A 16,090-nucleotide genomic window follows, 5' to 3' on the forward strand; every position below is an offset into this window, starting at 1 on the left:
AACAGCCTACTAATGCCCCGCAGCTATTCATCCCTCTCGCCCTCAGGCTTCGAAACCCTCGCAACCGACATACTCTCGGCGGTGCACTCGGTAGCTTTTGAGCGTTGCGGTGAAGAGCCAGACGGCGGTATTGATTGCAAGCACGTAACCGCAGACGGGGATGTTTGGGTAAGCTAGGCAAAACGCTACAAAAACATAGCCGCTCTATCGCAGGCGCGGCCAAGAAAGCAGCAGAAAGTGCAGGTGCCTCCCAAGCGGTACTTTTTGGTGACCGCTTGTTCACTCAAATCCTACAACAAAGACACCGTTTTGCAGGCTATGCAGCCATTTATTCGTGCCACCGCGGATATTTACGGCGCGAATGAGCTAGACGCTTTACTGGCCCAGCACCCGGCGATTTACCGTAAAAATTGTGGCTTGTGGCTGCATAACATTGAGCAACTGGCCATTCACCACTGCTGCCTGATTGTGGGCAGCCCAGGCATGGGCAAGAGCACTACCGCCGGGCAAATCGCCCTGCAGCCGCAGATTCAAACACCCAGCGTCGAACTTATTTGGGTAGATGGCCGTAATTTTGACTAGGCACTGTTGTTTGGGGCTAAACACGACTCTGGCAACATGTTTCCAACCGCCAAAGCCCAGAAGCGCAAACACTCCTGTGCCCTTGCTGACAATTACGCCAACGGCACCGAGTTAAAACGGGCATCCGACACTGTATACCCGCAAATACAAGGGCGAATGGCACCGCTTGATGCTGGTGAAAGTGAAAAAGACAGAGCAGAGAACTCCGATCAGCTGGAAGGCATATTAGCCGACTTTTACCGCATTGAAGATGCCTTGGAGGCTGCGGCTTAAGAATTGAGCATAGGCGACAGATAATTTGACAGTTGCCGCTCAAAGCCAGCCCTATTCGCGTGGCCGAAGCCGCCAAGGTGATTGAAAACACCCAGCGGGATGTGAACATCGCGCTGATGAACGAACTGGCGATGATTTTCCGGCGCATGAACATCGACACCCACGAAGTACTGGCCGCCGCTGGCACCAAGTGGAACTTCCTGCCGTTCAAACCCGGCCTGGTGGGTGGGCACTGTATTGGGGTAGACCCCTACTACCTGACCCACAAAGTCCAGGCTGTGGGTTACCACCCCGGAATCATCCTGGCCGGGCGCCGCATCAACGACGGCATGGAGGATAGGGGACAGATTTGAAATCTGTCCCCGGTGTGGGCCCCATGATCCGCAACGGCCAAACCATCTCCGGCTCCCGCGTGTTGATCATGGGCCTGACCTTCAAAGAAAACTGCCCAGACCTGCGCAACACCAAAGTGGTGGACCTGATCAAAGAGCTGGGTGAGTTCGGCTGCCAGGTAGACGTGACCGACAGCTGGGCCAACAACGAAGATAGGGGACGGATTTGAAATCCGTCCCCTGTTTGCTGGCCTGACGTTGGTAGAACAGCCACAGCCTGGCACCTATAACGCATTGGTGATTGCGGTGGCTCATAAACAATATACCTGCCTTTCAGAAACCGACTTCCGCGCGCTGCTGCAGCCGGGTGGGGTGCTGTTTGATTTGAAGGGAGTGTTGGCGTTGGGTGCTTCGGATTTGCGGTTGTAGAGCGGAGGATAGGGGACGGATTTCAAATCCGTCCCCGGTCTGGCGGTGATGTAGGGGGCAGATTTAGAATCTGTCCCCCTGGCTGGGCGTGATGCGGGTTGGCTGTTTTAGATTTACAGTTGTAAGGCTATACGTGAGATAAAATCATGAAATTATTACCTTTCGGTAGCGGCGCAGCGGATTTTTGAGAGAATTGGGTTTCCGCCAAGATTGGCTCGTGTTTCTTGACGTTATAAGCAATTTGCGACGACAATCAATTTATTAAAATCATATAACTTAAAATGGAACATTAAAGGCATGACAGGCTTTCCTGAAAACTGGCCAGAAAGCTGCCCACCAGCAGATGCTGAGCAGGCGCTTGGTGAGGTGTATCGTGTTTGCCGGCAAGATCCTCCGGCACTCAGCGACTTTCAAACACACGCTGAGCTGAATAAGCCTTCGACAGGCAATCAGTGCATACGCCACGGTTTGTCGGTGTTCCGCAACCCGTCTGAAGCAAGGCACATAACAACGCTCTTTCCAAAACTGGGTAAACTGGTTTTTTGTGGAGAGCTGACCGCAGATCAGGGTAAGATCAAAGCCACACCAACCAAAATACGGCCATCGCACTTAACTTGGTGGCCATTCGAAGGTGTAGAGCGCGCCGTTACCTTCACGTTAAGCAGTGAGTGTTAACAATGGACTGGAACATAAAAGGTCTGGCCTGTAGCTCCAGCGATTTTGACGGGTTTGAGATTCAAAGTGTTTTGATTGATGTTGATGGGCCTCGTCTATTCTCCGCTCAAACGCGATTGTGCACCGCGCTTTTCATGTTGGTGGACGAAAATGAAAGCAGCATGCGTTTTGTTGTTGTGCCGACAGACGATCGTATGCTGGCTAAGCTTGAAAGCGGTTCGCTTACCGTTAGAGCCGCACTCGATCAGCCGCTTTTATGGGTACTTGAAACTAGCCATTCTTTTTGTCCAAAAAATGCTTGGCGAACGACACTTGCGGAATTGCCAGAGTCTATACTGCCAGAGAAGGGGCGAATGCTTTGGGCCCATCTTCAACCTGCTTTTCGTTTGCGGGCTATTGGTGAAGGTTTGTCAGCTGGAACCGTACCTGCCAGCGTGATCAGGCAGGTGGTTGAGGGTGCCAGCACCGCTTTAAGGAAAACGGCCGCCCATGTATTCAAAGAACCTGGCAAGCAAGGCCGTGCTAGTAACTCCAGAAGGCGGCTGTATGATTTACCTGTGCAGCATTTTGCCTACAATAGTTTTGAAGTGGCGTTCAGCTTGCCCAATACGCAGCAGGAAAGACTACTTCAAGATGAAGACGATGCCGAAATGCTTCTAATTGGCAACACGTTGGCCGATGCAATTACCAGGTCTACTGGAATAAAGGACGGTGACATCACACTGGAAACACTCGATATCGAGCTGCTGGAAGCTTTGGAAAAACTGGTGCCTCCGCTTTCCGGCACGGTGACAGAGTTCGAGGTAGGTGGAACCATACTGGGCCAAGCCGATAAAAGCTTCCGACTCGATCGTGATGCATCGAAACACGTTAAAAGAGCGCTTCAGTCGGTGAGAAACAAGGAAGAAAAAATAACCACCCTTGAAGGCCTTGTGTCTCAGATGGATCGAGATAATTTGTCGTTCACGCTTCGGCAAACATCGGATAACAGGGATCATGTTTGTGCTTTTTCTTCAGAAATTTTTGACGAAGTAATGGATGCCTTTGTGTATGAAAATCGTGTAGCGATAAGTGGGCGGGAAACACTGAAAAACGGCAATATTGATGTGTCTATTTTCAATAAAGTAAATGCTGACTAATTTCCTAGACGCAACCTTTTCACCAAACGCCTCAGAGCAGACAGAAGAAGACCGCGGCGAGTGTGCTTCTTAGCGCCGGGTGATCAGCTTTGACATCAACACTACCCGCGTGCAACAGCTGCGCGATGGAATGGATGTGACCCAGGAGGTGTCCCGCGAGGAATTGGCGGAGGTGTCGCTGTTATCGTTCACCACCGAGTTGGAAGACTTGCGTGAGTGCTCGGTGTTCATCATCACCGTGCCCACGCCGATTGACCAGTTCAAAGCCCCGGATTTAACGCCGCTGATCAAAGCCAGTGAAACCGTGGGCAAGGTATTGAAAGCCGGCGACATCGTGGTAGGGGACGGATTTCAAATCCGTCCCCGGTTTGCAGCTCTATTCGCGTGGCCGAAGCCGCCAAGGTGACTGAAAACACCCAGCGGGATGTGAACATCGCGCTGATGAACGAACTGGCGATGATTTTCCGGCGCATGAACATCGACACCCACGAAGTACTGGCCGCCGCTGGCACCAAGTGGAACTTCCTGCCGTTCAAACCCGGCCTGGTGGATGGACACTGTATTGGGGTAGATCCCTACTACCTGACCCACAAAGCCCAGGCTATTGGCTATTACCCAGAAATCATTCTGGCCGAGCGCCGCATCAACGACGGCATGGAGGATAGGGGACGGATTTCAAATCTGTCTCCGGTCTGGGTCTCGGTTTGCCAACCAGTAAATCATGCTGGCCGGCGGCCCTGGTAGCCACCTGTACCCCATTCATTTCCCGTATTTGCGGCGTTTTTTTCTTCGATAACGGTCTATTTAGTAATTTAAAACAAATAGTTATGATCTAATATAGATATTCTAGTGTCGTATTTTTTTAACAGATTTACTGTTATTGGTTATAAGTGGATAAAGTCATGAACCGCCTGGGGCGTCACGATGATGCGCACACCTACTCTTGAATTCAGAATTCGCGAGAAAATCCGGAAAAGTCGGCGAATCGTGTTCCTAAGGTCCGACTTTAAAGCTTTAGGCGCCTACGATCAGATTGGCCGCGCTTTGAGGGGGCTCGAAGCACGAGGGCGACTCGCTCGAATTGGCCAGGGTCTCTACGCAAAGGCGCGCCCTAACCGGATTACGGGCAAAACAATGCTGGCGGCTCCCGGCGGCTTTGATCAGGTCTCTAAGGAAGCCTTAAGTCGTTTGGGCGTTCGCTGGGAGCCGACCGGGGCCGAGCGGGACTACCAATCTGGGTCTACCCAGATTCCGGCGCGGGTAACTGTTCGCGTTTACGGCGACTTCAGTCGCAGCATTTTTTACGGAAAGTATCGCCTAATGGTTGAGACGGTCGCTGCATGAGTTTAGATACATCGCTGTTGGCGGATGTTGCAGACGCGCTTGGTATTGAACGGCCTGCAATTGTTGAGAAAGACTATTATGCGGTTCAATTGCTGAAGCTCTTGGAGTTGGAGACCGCCAGTCGTTGATTCAAATAGTGATGAAAACAGACGCTGAGCATTTAGGGCGTCAGCATGAGGAATTTCTGACTGACCCTAGGGCCGAGATGCTGCATGGGCTGGCGTGCTTACAGAGAGAGCCCATCCACAAAGAACGATACGAAGAGTTCATTGGGCCTCTGGTTTATCACGAATCGCCCGTGCAGTGGGACGAAGCGTTGCAGACGTTGACGGACCTGACCCATCAAGTGTTGTAGGTAGAAGCCAACCCCGGGGACAGATTTAAAATCTGTCCCCGGGGTTGGACGTGATGCCGAAAGGGGACGGATTTCAAATCCGTCCCCGGTTTAGCCCCGATGTGGCCGTGACAATAGAGGGGCAGATTTCAAATCTGCCCCTACTTGTATAAACCGGAACAGATTTCAATTCGAGTGTGTGCACCCTGTTGTTATTCACTCTCTGGGCCAAGCCCAGGAAAAAGCACCGACGTAGACAAACCCCGTAACTTGGCAAAGAGCGTTACGGTGGAGTGATCCGTTAAATCGTAGTTTGGGCTATTGTGGCGTGATAATAAAGTTGGTAACAAGGTAATAAAGTTGGTAACTAATGGGGTAAGCCACTGATCTGCTGTCGATAAGGAGTGTAATGCTGGGACAAAGTTACCAACTTTATTTTTTAGCGCCTTCCACAGAAAATTGCAGGCGCTTCCAATTAATTTAACGCACCAGAGCAACACACCTGGTCGTTGAAGGCCGAAGGCTGGACCTCTTCAAGTCCATAGCCCCAAACCCTGTGTGCCGTTTTGTCACACAAATTGACATAGATGAGAACTCTTGTTATCATCGTTTCCGACACTGACCAATAATGGCCATTTAAGAAAAAACGCTCGGTCGGGAAGTCATCTAAATACTGGGAGTAATGGAATGAAAACTCAGACTAATCAGGCGGGTAAAGATCCCCGTCTCGTCGCACGAGTGGATACACAAACGCAGCAATTTATCGCGCAAGCTGCTGAGCTATCTGGGATGACAATGAGCCAGTTTCTCATTGATTCAGCCCGCTCAAAAGCTGAAGAAGTGGTGGATCGGATTACCCGCATTCGGGTTTCTATTGAAACAGGAAATAGGATGCTGGAAATCTTGGATCGGAAACCTCGGAAGCCATCGAGCAAGCTCATGCAGGATGCGCTCGACTACAAGGAATCCGTAAATGACACTAACGCAACAAACGAGGCTCACGCCGATCCAGAAACGCCATAACCGCAAGGCTTTTGATTGCGGTTATGCTGACCTGAATGAATTCCTGGCTCACAGCGCCAGAGCTTCATCTGACAAGCGAATAACCCGAACATTCGTGATAGAAGCCCCCTCCGATCCAAACACGATCATGGCGTACATCACGCTAACCTACACAACCGTTGACCTACCCGTTGAGTGCAAGCCTGCGCGGAAACTGAAAAATCCTGTCCCTGCCTTACTCCTTGCAAAAATGGCCGTCGACAATCGATACAAGGGCTCCAGCTACGGAAAGCGCCTTCTCACCTTTGCGATCAAAGAAGCATCAGAGACCTCCAAAAGAGTCGGGGGTGTCGGCTTGGTGATTGACGCAAAAGACAATGACGCGAAGGCGTTTTACCTTAGCCGGGGCGGTGATGATTTCGAGATTATCGATGAGAGCGGCCTAAAGCTTTGGCTTCCCATTGATATCTGCGATGCCATCGCACAGACACTAGGTGATCCGTAAGTCAAGGATGTCGTTTCCATTGCTAACGCGTTTCGCCACCGGGAATGCCCTGAAACGCATGTGCGTAGGGTTCTGTTCCACGCTCTATTAACGACCCCATTGCCACCAATGCTGCCAACGTTTCCGGTTTTCTTAATATGCTGGTGGTGGCGGCGCGGGATGCCGGGGTCCAGAGTTTTACTTATGCCGCATCCAGCTCTACCTATGGCGATCACTCCGCCTTGCCCAAGGTAGAGGGTGTGATTGGTAAGCCGCTGTCGCCCTACGCGGTGACCAAGTATGTGAATGGCGATAGCGAAACCAGTCGGGATTTTTGTTTTATCGAGAACGCGGTGCAGGCGAATCTTTTGGCGGCGACTGCACCCGAGGCTGCAAGGGGCGAGGTTTACAACGTTGTTTTTGGTGACCGAACCACGCTGAATATTTTGTTTGAATCTCTCGCACGCGCACTGACAATTCTTGGGCGCCCTTACGAAAAACAGCCGGTGTATCGGGAGTTTCGGGCGGGTGATGTTCGGCACTCTCAGGCCAGTATTGAAAAAGCTAAAGACAACTTGGGATATGCACCCGAATTTCCGATTCAAGAGGGCATAACCAAAGCGATGCCCTGGTACCGCGCCAACGTCGATTGACGAATTTAAATACCCGGATTTGACACCGCTGATTAAGGGCAGAGTGAACCGATTCATTCCTCCGTATAGCTATCGGGTACCCGTATGTTTTTTATGTCAAAACTCGTCATATTTTTAATTTCCCCACTGGGCAGTGCGTTGCTCCTGGGAAGCTTTGCTTTGCTGTGTTCGGCTTTGCGTTTCCGTCGCCTGGCGATGGCGTGCGGGTTATTTGCATTGTTGTGGCTGTGGGGCTGGTCTTTACCGGTGGTGAGTTTGTGGGCGCAGCAACATCTGGAGGCGCCTTACCCTGCGTTGACGATGGAGCAGTTGCCCAGTGCTGCAGCAGCTGTGGTGTTGGGTGGGGGCGTTCGCCCTGCGAGTTACCAAGAGAACTATCCGGACCTAGGGAGCAGTGCCGACCGGGTGTGGCATGCGGCCAGGCTTTTTCATGCGGGTAAGGTGCCATTGTTGGTGCTGGCGGGTGGCAGCGACGATCGGTTTAGTCGCATGTCAGAGGCAGAGGCGATGCGCATTCTGTTGACGGATTTTGGAGTGCCTGCTTCGGCAATGGTGTTGGAGGAACGCAGCCGCACCACGGGCCAGAATGCCGTGTTTGTACGCGAGATTTTGGCAAAACGGCAGATTGATCGGGTGCTGCTGGTGACCTCGGCTTTGCATATGTCCCGCGCGTTGGCGCTGTTTCAGGGGGTGGGGTTAGAGGTGATCGCCGTAGCGACGGACCACAGTGCCTATCCGGCACCGCGCTGGCGGCTATGGTTGCCGTCGGCTAGGGCGCTGGATGACAGCGGTTCGGCGCTGAAGGAGTGGGTTGGGCGCCTGATATAAAACGGGGACAGATTTATTTTTTAAAAGGGGACAGATTTGGAATCTGTCCCCTTTTTTTTCCTTTTTTCTTTTTTCCTCTCTGCCATTAATTTGGCGGCATTTTTTTGCCTAAAAAGTACTTGAAACGAGTAATTGTCGCAATGTATTCTACTCATAATGAATTTATGTATTCTTTTTTAGGTTTATAAGCCGATGTCGACTGCATTTTGATAAGGATGATCTGATGATGAATGCGTTTTTAATCCGCCGTAACCACCTTAGGGAGAACCCTAAGGTGTGGTTAGTGACTGGCGTAGCCGGTTTTATTGGCTCTCATTTGCTGCAGTGGCTGCTGGAGAATGGCCAGTCTGTGGTGGGACTGGACAACTACGCAACCGGGCACCCGAAAAATCTGGCCGAGGTGCGGAATCTGGTTGAGCCGATGCAATGGAAAAATTTCCTGTTTATTGAAGGTGACATCTGCGATTTGCAGACCTGCAAAGACGCGGTGAATGGTGTGGACCATGTTCTGCACCAGGCGGCGCTGGGTTCGGTGCCGCGCTCCCTGGCGGATCCTATTAATACCCATAACGCCAACATCAATGGCTTTTTGAATGTGTTGGTGGCTGCCCAAGAGGAAGGCGTATCGAGTTTTACCTACGCCGCGTCTAGCTCCACCTATGGTGATCATCCGGCGTTGCCAAAAGTCGAAGACCAGATTGGTCAGCCTTTGTCGCCTTACGCAGTGACCAAACTGGTTAACGAGCAGTACGCGGCGGTATTTGCGCGCAGTTACAAATTTAATTGCATAGGGCTGCGGTATTTCAATGTGTTCGGCCCGCGCCAAGATCCCAATGGCCCGTATGCGGCGGTTATCCCAAAGTGGACAGACGCCATGCTGGCGGATAATCCAGTGAATATTTATGGTGACGGTGAAACGTCTCGCGATTTCTGTTTTGTGGCCAACGCGGTGCAGGCCAATATTTTGGCCGCTACAGCGGAAGAAAGTTGTAAAAACGAGGTTTATAACGTTGCCATTGGCGATTGCACGTCGTTGATCGAGCTCTTCAATGGTATTGCCAGCGTGTTGGCAATTAACGGCATTCATTACAAGCAAAAACCGGTTTACAACGACTTCCGCGCCGGCGATGTGCGCCATTCGCAGGCGGATACCTCCAAAATTTCCCGCTGTCTGGGATACAAGCCTAGCCACAACATTTTTACCGGTCTGGCTGTGGCCGTGCCCTGGTATATGGCCAGGCACTCGCAACGTTTGGTCGTTGCGCTATGAATACGCTTTTTTTTCTTTCGACAGCGATAGGTGTTGCGTTTTTGGCATTGATGGTATTTAAAGCGCTTGCGCCCGCGATGGATTTATTAGACACGCCTTGCGAGCGTAAACAGCACGTTGGCGCAGTTCCGCTTGTTGGCGGAATCAGTGTGTTCGTCGGTTTGCTGTCGGCGTGGTTTTTGTGGATGCCGCTGATGTCTGAATACGTGGTGTTCTGGCTGTGCGCGCTGTTGCTGGTGGTAGTGGGTGCTCTGGACGATGCGCGTGAACTGTCGGCGCGGTTCCGCCTGCTGATTCAAGTGGTATTGGGCGCTGTGCTGGTGATTTACTCGGGGGTGCACATTACGCATCTTGGGGATTTGGTTGGGTTTGGGATGATTGAGTTGGGGTGGGTGGGGCCATTTTTGACCATTGCCGCGATTATTGGTGCCACCAACGCGTTTAATATGACCGACGGCATTGACGGCCTGGCGGGTAGTTTGACGCTGATAACACTGATTTCTTTGATTGCATTGTACGCTGCCAACAGTGGTACGTTGGTGGAAACTATGTTCGCGGCGGGTCTGGCGCTGGCGATGGTGCCTTACCTAATGGCAAATTTGCGCATAGGACCTTGGCGTTGCAAGGTTTTTATGGGTGATGCGGGTTCGATGTTCATCGGCTTTTCCGTTGTGTGGTTGTTGGCTCAGGGCGTTAGCCAAGATGCCCCGGCCATTCGCCCGGTAACGGCACTGTGGATTATTGCGGTACCGTTGATGGACATGGTGGCGGTGATGATTCGCCGCTTAAGCCGCGGGCAGTCCGTGATGACAGCAGGCCGTGACCATCTGCATCATATTTTTTTACGTGCCGGGTTGAGCGACAAAGAAACTCTAATTTTAATCACACTTCTGGCGACGATAATGGCCTTTGTCGGTTTGATTGGTGAACTGTATAAGGTTCCGGAAGTGTTGATGTTGCTAGCGTTTTTGATGGTGTTTGTGGTGTACGAATCGGTACTAAGAAGCGCCTGGCGCTCCTTCTCGGCCTTACTAGGCAAGGAGTGACGGTGGACAGGGGACGGATTTGAAATCCGTCCCCGCTTTAGCCCTGCAGTACTAGGGACGGATTTCAAATCCGTCCCTGCCTTAGCTGGCCCGCGCGCTCGCTTTTCAGTTTTTGAACCCATTTGTCGAGCGTGGATTTACCAACACCCATAGCTTGTGCGGCGTCTCGAACTGAGTAACCCTGATCGACGACGAGTTGAGCACATTCGACTTTAAATTCAGGGCTGGAGCGAGGTCTCACTTTTCTGGTCATTATTGAATCACCGGTCATCTTTGAGTGCATTTTAGCACCTCAAATCACGTGACCAAATTCACTATGCCACTACAATGATTCCGGGCACCAATCAAGGTGGTAATATTGCCGCCTTACGCGAGGTGTCTGGTGACCGGGAAACGACGTTCCTTTTCTCCGGAGTTCAAGCAGGAAGCTGGCAGTTTGACCAAGAATACACAATTGCGCAGGCCAATATGTCCTGGGGTGCGGGTGAAAGTGCCCTGCGGAGATAAGCTCAAAAACTGGCTGACGAGCGTGAAGGGGTAACGCCACAAGGAAAACCATTGCTCCCATCTATGGGCACGACCCCCCGGTTATTAACTTCAGTTCGCGTTGCGTCGGAATTCTGTAGGATGGCACTCAACCGCCAGATAAGTGTACACGGTTACGCCCCTTTTTCTTTGCCTCATAAAGCTTTTGATCGGCGCGTTTTATGGCCGGTTTCAGTGACCCCGCTTCAGGATGGACAGCCGTCACGCCAAGTGACGCGGTGTATGCCACCTGCCCACCGTCGACCAGATCGGCTCCGATATCAACGGGGGTCGTTTCTACTGCCTGGCGCAGGCGTTCGGCAATCATGCCGGCCTGTTCCATATTGGTGTCAGGGAGCAGTACGGTGAATTCTTCGCCGCCCATCCGGCACAGTACATCTCCATCCCGTAACTGCTCTTGTGCGGTTTGTGCGAAGGCCTGCAGAACCAGATCACCCACATCGTGACCATAGCGGTCGTTAATGCGCTTGAAGCGGTCAAGATCAATGGCGATCAGGCACAGGGGTTTGCCGTTTCGCCGGGCCCGGGCCATTTCCATGTCCGCCTGGTTTTCCAGGTACCTTCGGTTACCGAGCCCCGTCAGCGGGTCGGTCATGGACTGTTGGATCAGCAGGTCTTCCAGCTGCTTTCGTTCGGTGCGGTCGAACACCATGGCTCGACTGTACTGAAAGCCGTCAGAAGTTGTCTGTGCGGTGGCTTCGATCGCGACTGGGAGGGTGCTGCCATCACGGCACATCAGTTCGCACTCCGCCGAGCCTTTATGATTGTCCCCCAAAACTTGCCGGAAGGCTTCATCAAAAGCGTCCCGGGTTTCTGAGGTAACCAGTTCACGATACAGCTGTTTGCCAATGAGTTCGTCAGCGCTGTAGCCCAGCCATTGCAGTTCGGTACGGTTGATCTTGAGGATCACTCCGTGTTCATTCAGGGAGTGGTATCCGCAGGGCGCGTGTTCGTAGAGATCGAAGAGTTCCCGGGCGTAATCTCTTGTTTCCAGAGACAATTGCTGCGCACCGGCCCTCAGAATTCGCTGGTGGTGATTGGTCAGTACCCAGCCAATACCAAAGGCAATCGCCAGCACATAAGCGAGTACCACCAACGCTCCGTTCCACGGGCTTTCAGCCAGTAGGTAGGTGAGGCCTGGGCTCGGAACGATGATTCCGAGACGCCATGGCTGAGTGCCCGGCAGCCCCAAGACTTGCCCGGCTTGGCTGCGGAAATGGTGAGTGCGGATGTCATGGGTACGGAAAAAAATCAGGTGATCACCGAGAAGCGCCTCTCCCCGGTTGGAGGAACTCATAGCCTGCCAGGCATCCGGCCACTGTATCGGCAGGGAACTGCCAAAGGGAATGGCGCCGCTCCCGGTCGGCAACAGCGAGGTGCCCTGGGCATTAACAAGCAGTGCCTGGGCCTGCGAATACGTGCCCACGGCGTGCGGCAAGCGGCTGGCCAGATAGTGCCAGTCCAGTGTGAGCAGCAGTACCCCCAGGCGTTCACCGTCCTGCCCGAACACGGGCGCGGTAATATCCACCACCGCCGTGGTGATTTCCGGGCCGTCAGCTGCTGGCCCAAGATGGGGAGGTGAGACATAGAGACTGCGCGCCTTCAGTGTCATGGCCTCCCGGAAGTACAGGGCATCTGCATGGCCCGGATCAGCTGCTGGTGACATGGAACTCTGTGTGGGGAAGTGTTCATTGCCGTTTGTGTCAATCAGGGCCAGGCGGGTATAGCGGCCGAAGTGGGTCAACAGGCTGTTGAAAATCGCCCCCAACTGGTCCCGATTCTGTTTTAGCAGGCGTTCCTGATAGGGCGATTGGGTTTCTTGCGCATTGCTGAGGTACTGCACCACAGAGGGAAACTCTGCAATGGCCAAAGAGTGATTCAGGCTCTCGTTCATTCCTTGAAGGAGCACATCGTATTCAGTCTCCAGCAGCGTTTGAGCTGTGATGCGGGCAGCCTCCACTCGATTCTCAATATTCGACCAAAAAACCAGGGCCAGTGTCGAGGTGATCAGCAGCGCAGGTATAAGCGTAGCGAGGGCCAGGCGTTTACTCAGTCTTTTCACGTCGCAGGACCCACCGGCAAGAGGTCAGGCAGCTTTTTCAACTCGGCCAGAGGCATCGGCCGGGCAAACAGGTACCCCTGCAGGATATCGCAGTGCCGGCGGGCCAGGTCTTCCTGCTGCTCCCGGGTTTCTATCCCTTCCGCAACCACCATCATGTCCATGTGGTGGCTCATGGTGATCACGGCCTGAACGATGGCGGCCATCCGGTGATCTGTTGTGGTTTTCTCCACAAAGCTGCGGTCAAGTTTCACTTTGTAAATGGGCAGATCCCGAAGATAACTCAGGCTGGAATAGCCAGTCCCGAAATCATCCAGGACCATGCGTACGCCCAGTGTTTTCAGGGTTTCCATCAGTTCGATCACTGGCTTGACTCCGTCCAGCAAGACGCTTTCAGTTACTTCCATTTCCAACAGTTGTGGCGGCAGGCCGGTTTCGTTGAGCACCCGGCGGACGTCGTCAAGGAAGCCGTCACGAACAAACTGCAGGGATGATATGTTGACGGCAACCCGCAATGCCCGCTCCCGGCAGGCATTGAAGTCTGCCATTTCTGTGCAGGCCTGCTTGAGTATCCAGAGGCCCAGGGGCACGATCTGGCCGGTTTGCTCGGCCAGTGGAATGAATTCACCGGGGGAGACCATTCCCCGGGTAGGGTGATGCCACCGCACCAAAGCTTCCACACTGCGCATGCGCCCGGTAACGGCGTCCACCAGAGGCTGGTAATAGATTTCAAACTGCTTTTCCTCCAGCGCGGCGTGAAGATCATGCCTCGTGTTCACGTTGTGCCGGCTGCGCTCGGCTTTATGACCGCTGTGCCATTGCCAGGTGTTTCTGCCCTGCCGCTTGGCCCGCTCCAGGGCAAGATCGGCAAACTGGAGCAGTTCATGGGGGGCGTCCAAAGGCGTGCTGTTACAGGCAATCCCGATACTGGCACTGATGTGAACAATCTGGCCGTCCACGTCGATCGGCTGTGCAAGGTGTACTAATATGCGCTCGGCAAGTTGGATGACCTCGTTCCGGTTCGTGTAGCCGGGTATCAGCAGGCCAAATTTATCCCCAACCAACCGGGCAACGGTCGCCTCAGGCGCCGTCAGATCTGTCAGTCGCCGGGCAGTGGTTATGAGTACCTGGTTGCCGACATGGTGTCCCAGTTCGTCAATGATGGGCTTGAACCCGTCCAAGTCCACATACATGGCGGCCAACGATCCACGCTCACCATCCGCAGTCAGTGCGTCACGCAGTTTCTGTTGAAACGAGGCCTCGTCAGGTAAGCCGGTTAGCAGGTCATGGGTTGCCTGGTAGGTAATCTGAGCTTGCTGCTCTTTTTGGTGGCTAATATCCTGCTGGTTGCTGATGAAGTGAGTGCAGAGGTCGTCATTATCAAACACCGGGCTGATCCGCAGGTGGTTCCAGAAAGGCGTGCCATCCTTTCGGTAGTTAATCAGTTCGACGTTGACCTCGGTTTGATGGCGCAGCCCATGCCGTATGGCTTCGAGGGTTTCCGGGGCCGTGTTTTCGCCATGAAGAAAGCGACGGTTGTGTCCGATAAGGTCGTTGTGGGTATAGCCGGTCATATCTGCGTACGCCGGGTTGGCATAGACCGCCGGCATGTCTGGACTGCGTGCGTCTGCGATGAGCATACCGTTGGGGCTTGCCTCAATGCCACGCTTGAGCAGGCGCAGCTCCGTATCCTGATCTTTGCGATCGGTAATGTCCCGGCAGATACCGTAGACGCCCACAATCTCACCCTGGATGGTGACCGGGAAGTTGGTGACCTCCAGAAAGTAGGGGTGGCCAGCTACGTGGTTGCCCATGGTTTCGTAGGTGAGGGCCTCACCGTTTCGGGCTCTGTCAAACGCCTTCTGGGTTAGTGCGCGGTATGCGGGTTCAACAAAGCGATTGAAGTGTAGGCCATACAAGCGATCTGCCGTATAGCCGGTAATGCGTTCCATCGCCGTGTTACAGCTCTGGAAGTGGCCATCCAGATCAAAGGTGTAGACACCATACGGATGGTTATTGAACAAGGCTTGGTGCCACTCGGAAAGGGCCAGATGGTCTTCAGCATCTCGTTGGCGCAGAATGGCCAGGGCAACCAGGGCAGCGCCCCGGGTGAGATTGCGCTGAGCTTCCGCGGTCGGGGTGGCCGGGGCGTGGTGGTAGGTGGCGAAGGTGCCCAGAAGCTCTTTTTTCGAGGTTAGAATTGGCATTGACCAGCAGGCAATCACTCCCTCTGCCTCGGCAATGTCATGGTAACCGTCCCAGCGGGGGTCCTTCTGAATATTTTCAGTAATAACCAGGTTTTTGGTGAAGGCCGCCGTGCCGCAGGTGCCCATGTTCTCAGCCACTGGAATATCCTGCATGGCCCGGAAAAAATCATCAGAAAACCGGCTGGTGGGCATCAGGCTCAGACTGTTGGTGTCCGGATGAAACCGCATGATGGAAACCAGCGCACCGGGCATCATGCTACCGACCCAGTCGGCTATCGCGTCCAGGGTCTGTTCCAGCGGGCGTTGCTGTGCGATCAATTCATGGATTTCCTGCTGCGCTTCCAGCACAAAAAATTCAATGTCGCTCATGATGCTGCACTCCGTTCTGAAGTGGGTACAAACCTCTCTCCTTAAATACTAAAAATTTTATAGACACAGTACATTAAAATAGTATGTTTTTCTCTTCTATTCGATCCAGAATCGAAAATTTATAATTTTATAATTTTAAAAATTTGAAACCGTTTTTATCAGTATAAACTCTAATTATTAGATAATAATCAGCAGGTTATTTTTTATTTCGGTTTTTCAGAGTGATTTCGTAGCCATGATTTTAGGTCGATTAAAAAATTTCAAGAATCGAATTTTGTCAGTTTTTTTCTGTTTTAAAATTATTTACGCATTGATAGTAATATTAAATCCAAATATTATCGACAATACAGGTTTAGAAACACTACATTTGCACTGTGAAAAGGCCTCAGAAAAAGTTGGCGTGAAAATGCAGCTATGATGTTGATCAAAGGTGGCAAGAAGTCTGTTGATACAGGTCGGCCAGTTTCGACAAAGGGGCCGAGAGCGCCTATGTTTTATTTGCGGGTTTTTTACGAGTT

15 protein-coding genes and 4 pseudogenes are annotated in these 16,090 nt (G+C 52.6%); 16 read left to right on the forward strand and 3 right to left on the reverse strand.

Going from position 1 to position 16,090, the window contains the following annotated elements:
* Positions 1–12 precede the first annotated feature (12 nt).
* The 16 genes and pseudogenes from ATG98_RS21875 to wecA all read left to right on the forward strand — a co-directional run bounded on the left by ATG98_RS21875 (position 13) and on the right by wecA (position 10,391).
* On the forward strand, positions 13–177 hold the full coding sequence (locus ATG98_RS21875; RefSeq protein WP_179888168.1) for a hypothetical protein: 165 nt from the start codon (positions 13–15) through the stop codon (positions 175–177).
* 60 nt (positions 178–237) lie between these two features.
* On the forward strand, positions 238–582 hold the full coding sequence (locus ATG98_RS14360) for an ATP-binding protein (RefSeq protein WP_098423620.1): 345 nt from the start codon (positions 238–240) through the stop codon (positions 580–582).
* A gap of 36 nt (positions 583–618) precedes the next feature.
* Positions 619–855 carry a hypothetical protein gene (locus ATG98_RS14365; RefSeq protein WP_098423622.1) on the forward strand — a complete coding sequence of 79 codons (237 nt, stop codon included), beginning with the start codon at positions 619–621 and terminating at the stop codon, positions 853–855.
* A 41-nt stretch (positions 856–896) separates the two neighbouring features.
* A pseudogene (locus ATG98_RS14370) lies at positions 897–1,616 on the forward strand (nucleotide sugar dehydrogenase); the annotation flags it as partial.
* Between the two features lie 297 nt (positions 1,617–1,913).
* The gene (locus tag ATG98_RS14375; protein WP_098417850.1) at positions 1,914–2,291 is read left to right on the forward strand and encodes a hypothetical protein; all 378 of its coding nucleotides are present in this window, start codon (positions 1,914–1,916) and stop codon (positions 2,289–2,291) included.
* A 2-nt stretch (positions 2,292–2,293) separates the two neighbouring features.
* Positions 2,294–3,430 carry a hypothetical protein gene (locus ATG98_RS14380; RefSeq protein WP_098417851.1) on the forward strand — a complete coding sequence of 379 codons (1,137 nt, stop codon included), beginning with the start codon at positions 2,294–2,296 and terminating at the stop codon, positions 3,428–3,430.
* 73 nt (positions 3,431–3,503) lie between these two features.
* Positions 3,504–4,087 (forward strand): annotated as a pseudogene (locus ATG98_RS14385) (nucleotide sugar dehydrogenase); the annotation flags it as partial.
* A gap of 267 nt (positions 4,088–4,354) precedes the next feature.
* Positions 4,355–4,774: a DUF6088 family protein gene (locus ATG98_RS14390; protein WP_218925867.1), complete on the forward strand. Its 420-nt coding sequence runs from the start codon at positions 4,355–4,357 to the stop codon at positions 4,772–4,774.
* Positions 4,771–4,902: a hypothetical protein gene (locus tag ATG98_RS22745; RefSeq protein ID WP_267283843.1), complete on the forward strand. Its 132-nt coding sequence runs from the start codon at positions 4,771–4,773 to the stop codon at positions 4,900–4,902. The genes ATG98_RS14390 and ATG98_RS22745 overlap by 4 nt, the downstream gene beginning before the upstream one ends.
* Before the next feature lie 11 nt (positions 4,903–4,913).
* Positions 4,914–5,129, forward strand: coding sequence for a hypothetical protein (locus ATG98_RS14395; protein WP_143751479.1), 216 nt, complete (start codon positions 4,914–4,916; stop codon positions 5,127–5,129).
* A 666-nt stretch (positions 5,130–5,795) separates the two neighbouring features.
* A complete protein-coding gene (locus ATG98_RS14400) occupies positions 5,796–6,131 on the forward strand; it encodes a DUF1778 domain-containing protein (RefSeq protein WP_098417853.1) in 336 nt (111 codons plus the stop codon).
* The gene (locus ATG98_RS14405; RefSeq protein ID WP_018403292.1) at positions 6,082–6,615 is read left to right on the forward strand and encodes a GNAT family N-acetyltransferase; all 534 of its coding nucleotides are present in this window, start codon (positions 6,082–6,084) and stop codon (positions 6,613–6,615) included. The genes ATG98_RS14400 and ATG98_RS14405 overlap by 50 nt, the downstream gene beginning before the upstream one ends.
* A 68-nt stretch (positions 6,616–6,683) precedes the next feature.
* A pseudogene (locus ATG98_RS14410) lies at positions 6,684–7,247 on the forward strand (GDP-mannose 4,6-dehydratase); the annotation flags it as partial.
* Between the two features lie 93 nt (positions 7,248–7,340).
* Positions 7,341–8,075: a YdcF family protein gene (locus ATG98_RS14415; RefSeq protein WP_098424462.1), complete on the forward strand. Its 735-nt coding sequence runs from the start codon at positions 7,341–7,343 to the stop codon at positions 8,073–8,075.
* 226 nt (positions 8,076–8,301) lie between these two features.
* Entirely contained in the window at positions 8,302–9,345 is a 1,044-nt protein-coding gene (locus tag ATG98_RS14420) for an SDR family oxidoreductase (RefSeq protein WP_098424463.1), read from the forward strand.
* A gap of 41 nt (positions 9,346–9,386) precedes the next feature.
* Positions 9,387–10,391: a UDP-N-acetylglucosamine--undecaprenyl-phosphate N-acetylglucosaminephosphotransferase gene (gene wecA / locus ATG98_RS14425; protein WP_179888170.1), complete on the forward strand. Its 1,005-nt coding sequence runs from the start codon at positions 9,387–9,389 to the stop codon at positions 10,389–10,391.
* 85 nt (positions 10,392–10,476) lie between these two features.
* Here wecA and ATG98_RS14430 read toward each other — a convergent pair.
* The 3 genes and pseudogenes from ATG98_RS14430 to ATG98_RS14445 form a co-directional block, all read right to left on the reverse strand.
* Positions 10,477–10,644: pseudogene (locus ATG98_RS14430) on the reverse strand (transposase); the annotation flags it as partial.
* A gap of 381 nt (positions 10,645–11,025) precedes the next feature.
* Positions 11,026–12,999, reverse strand: coding sequence for a diguanylate cyclase (locus tag ATG98_RS14440; protein ID WP_098417858.1), 1,974 nt, complete (start codon positions 12,997–12,999; stop codon positions 11,026–11,028).
* Positions 12,996–15,572: an EAL domain-containing protein gene (locus ATG98_RS14445; protein ID WP_098423633.1), complete on the reverse strand. Its 2,577-nt coding sequence runs from the start codon at positions 15,570–15,572 to the stop codon at positions 12,996–12,998. Before ATG98_RS14445 ends, ATG98_RS14440 begins: the two co-directional genes overlap by 4 nt.
* Between the last annotated feature and the right edge of the window lie 518 nt (positions 15,573–16,090).

The organism is Marinobacter sp. LV10R520-4 (assembly GCF_002563815.1).
In the GTDB taxonomy this organism is placed as follows: domain Bacteria; phylum Pseudomonadota; class Gammaproteobacteria; order Pseudomonadales; family Oleiphilaceae; genus Marinobacter.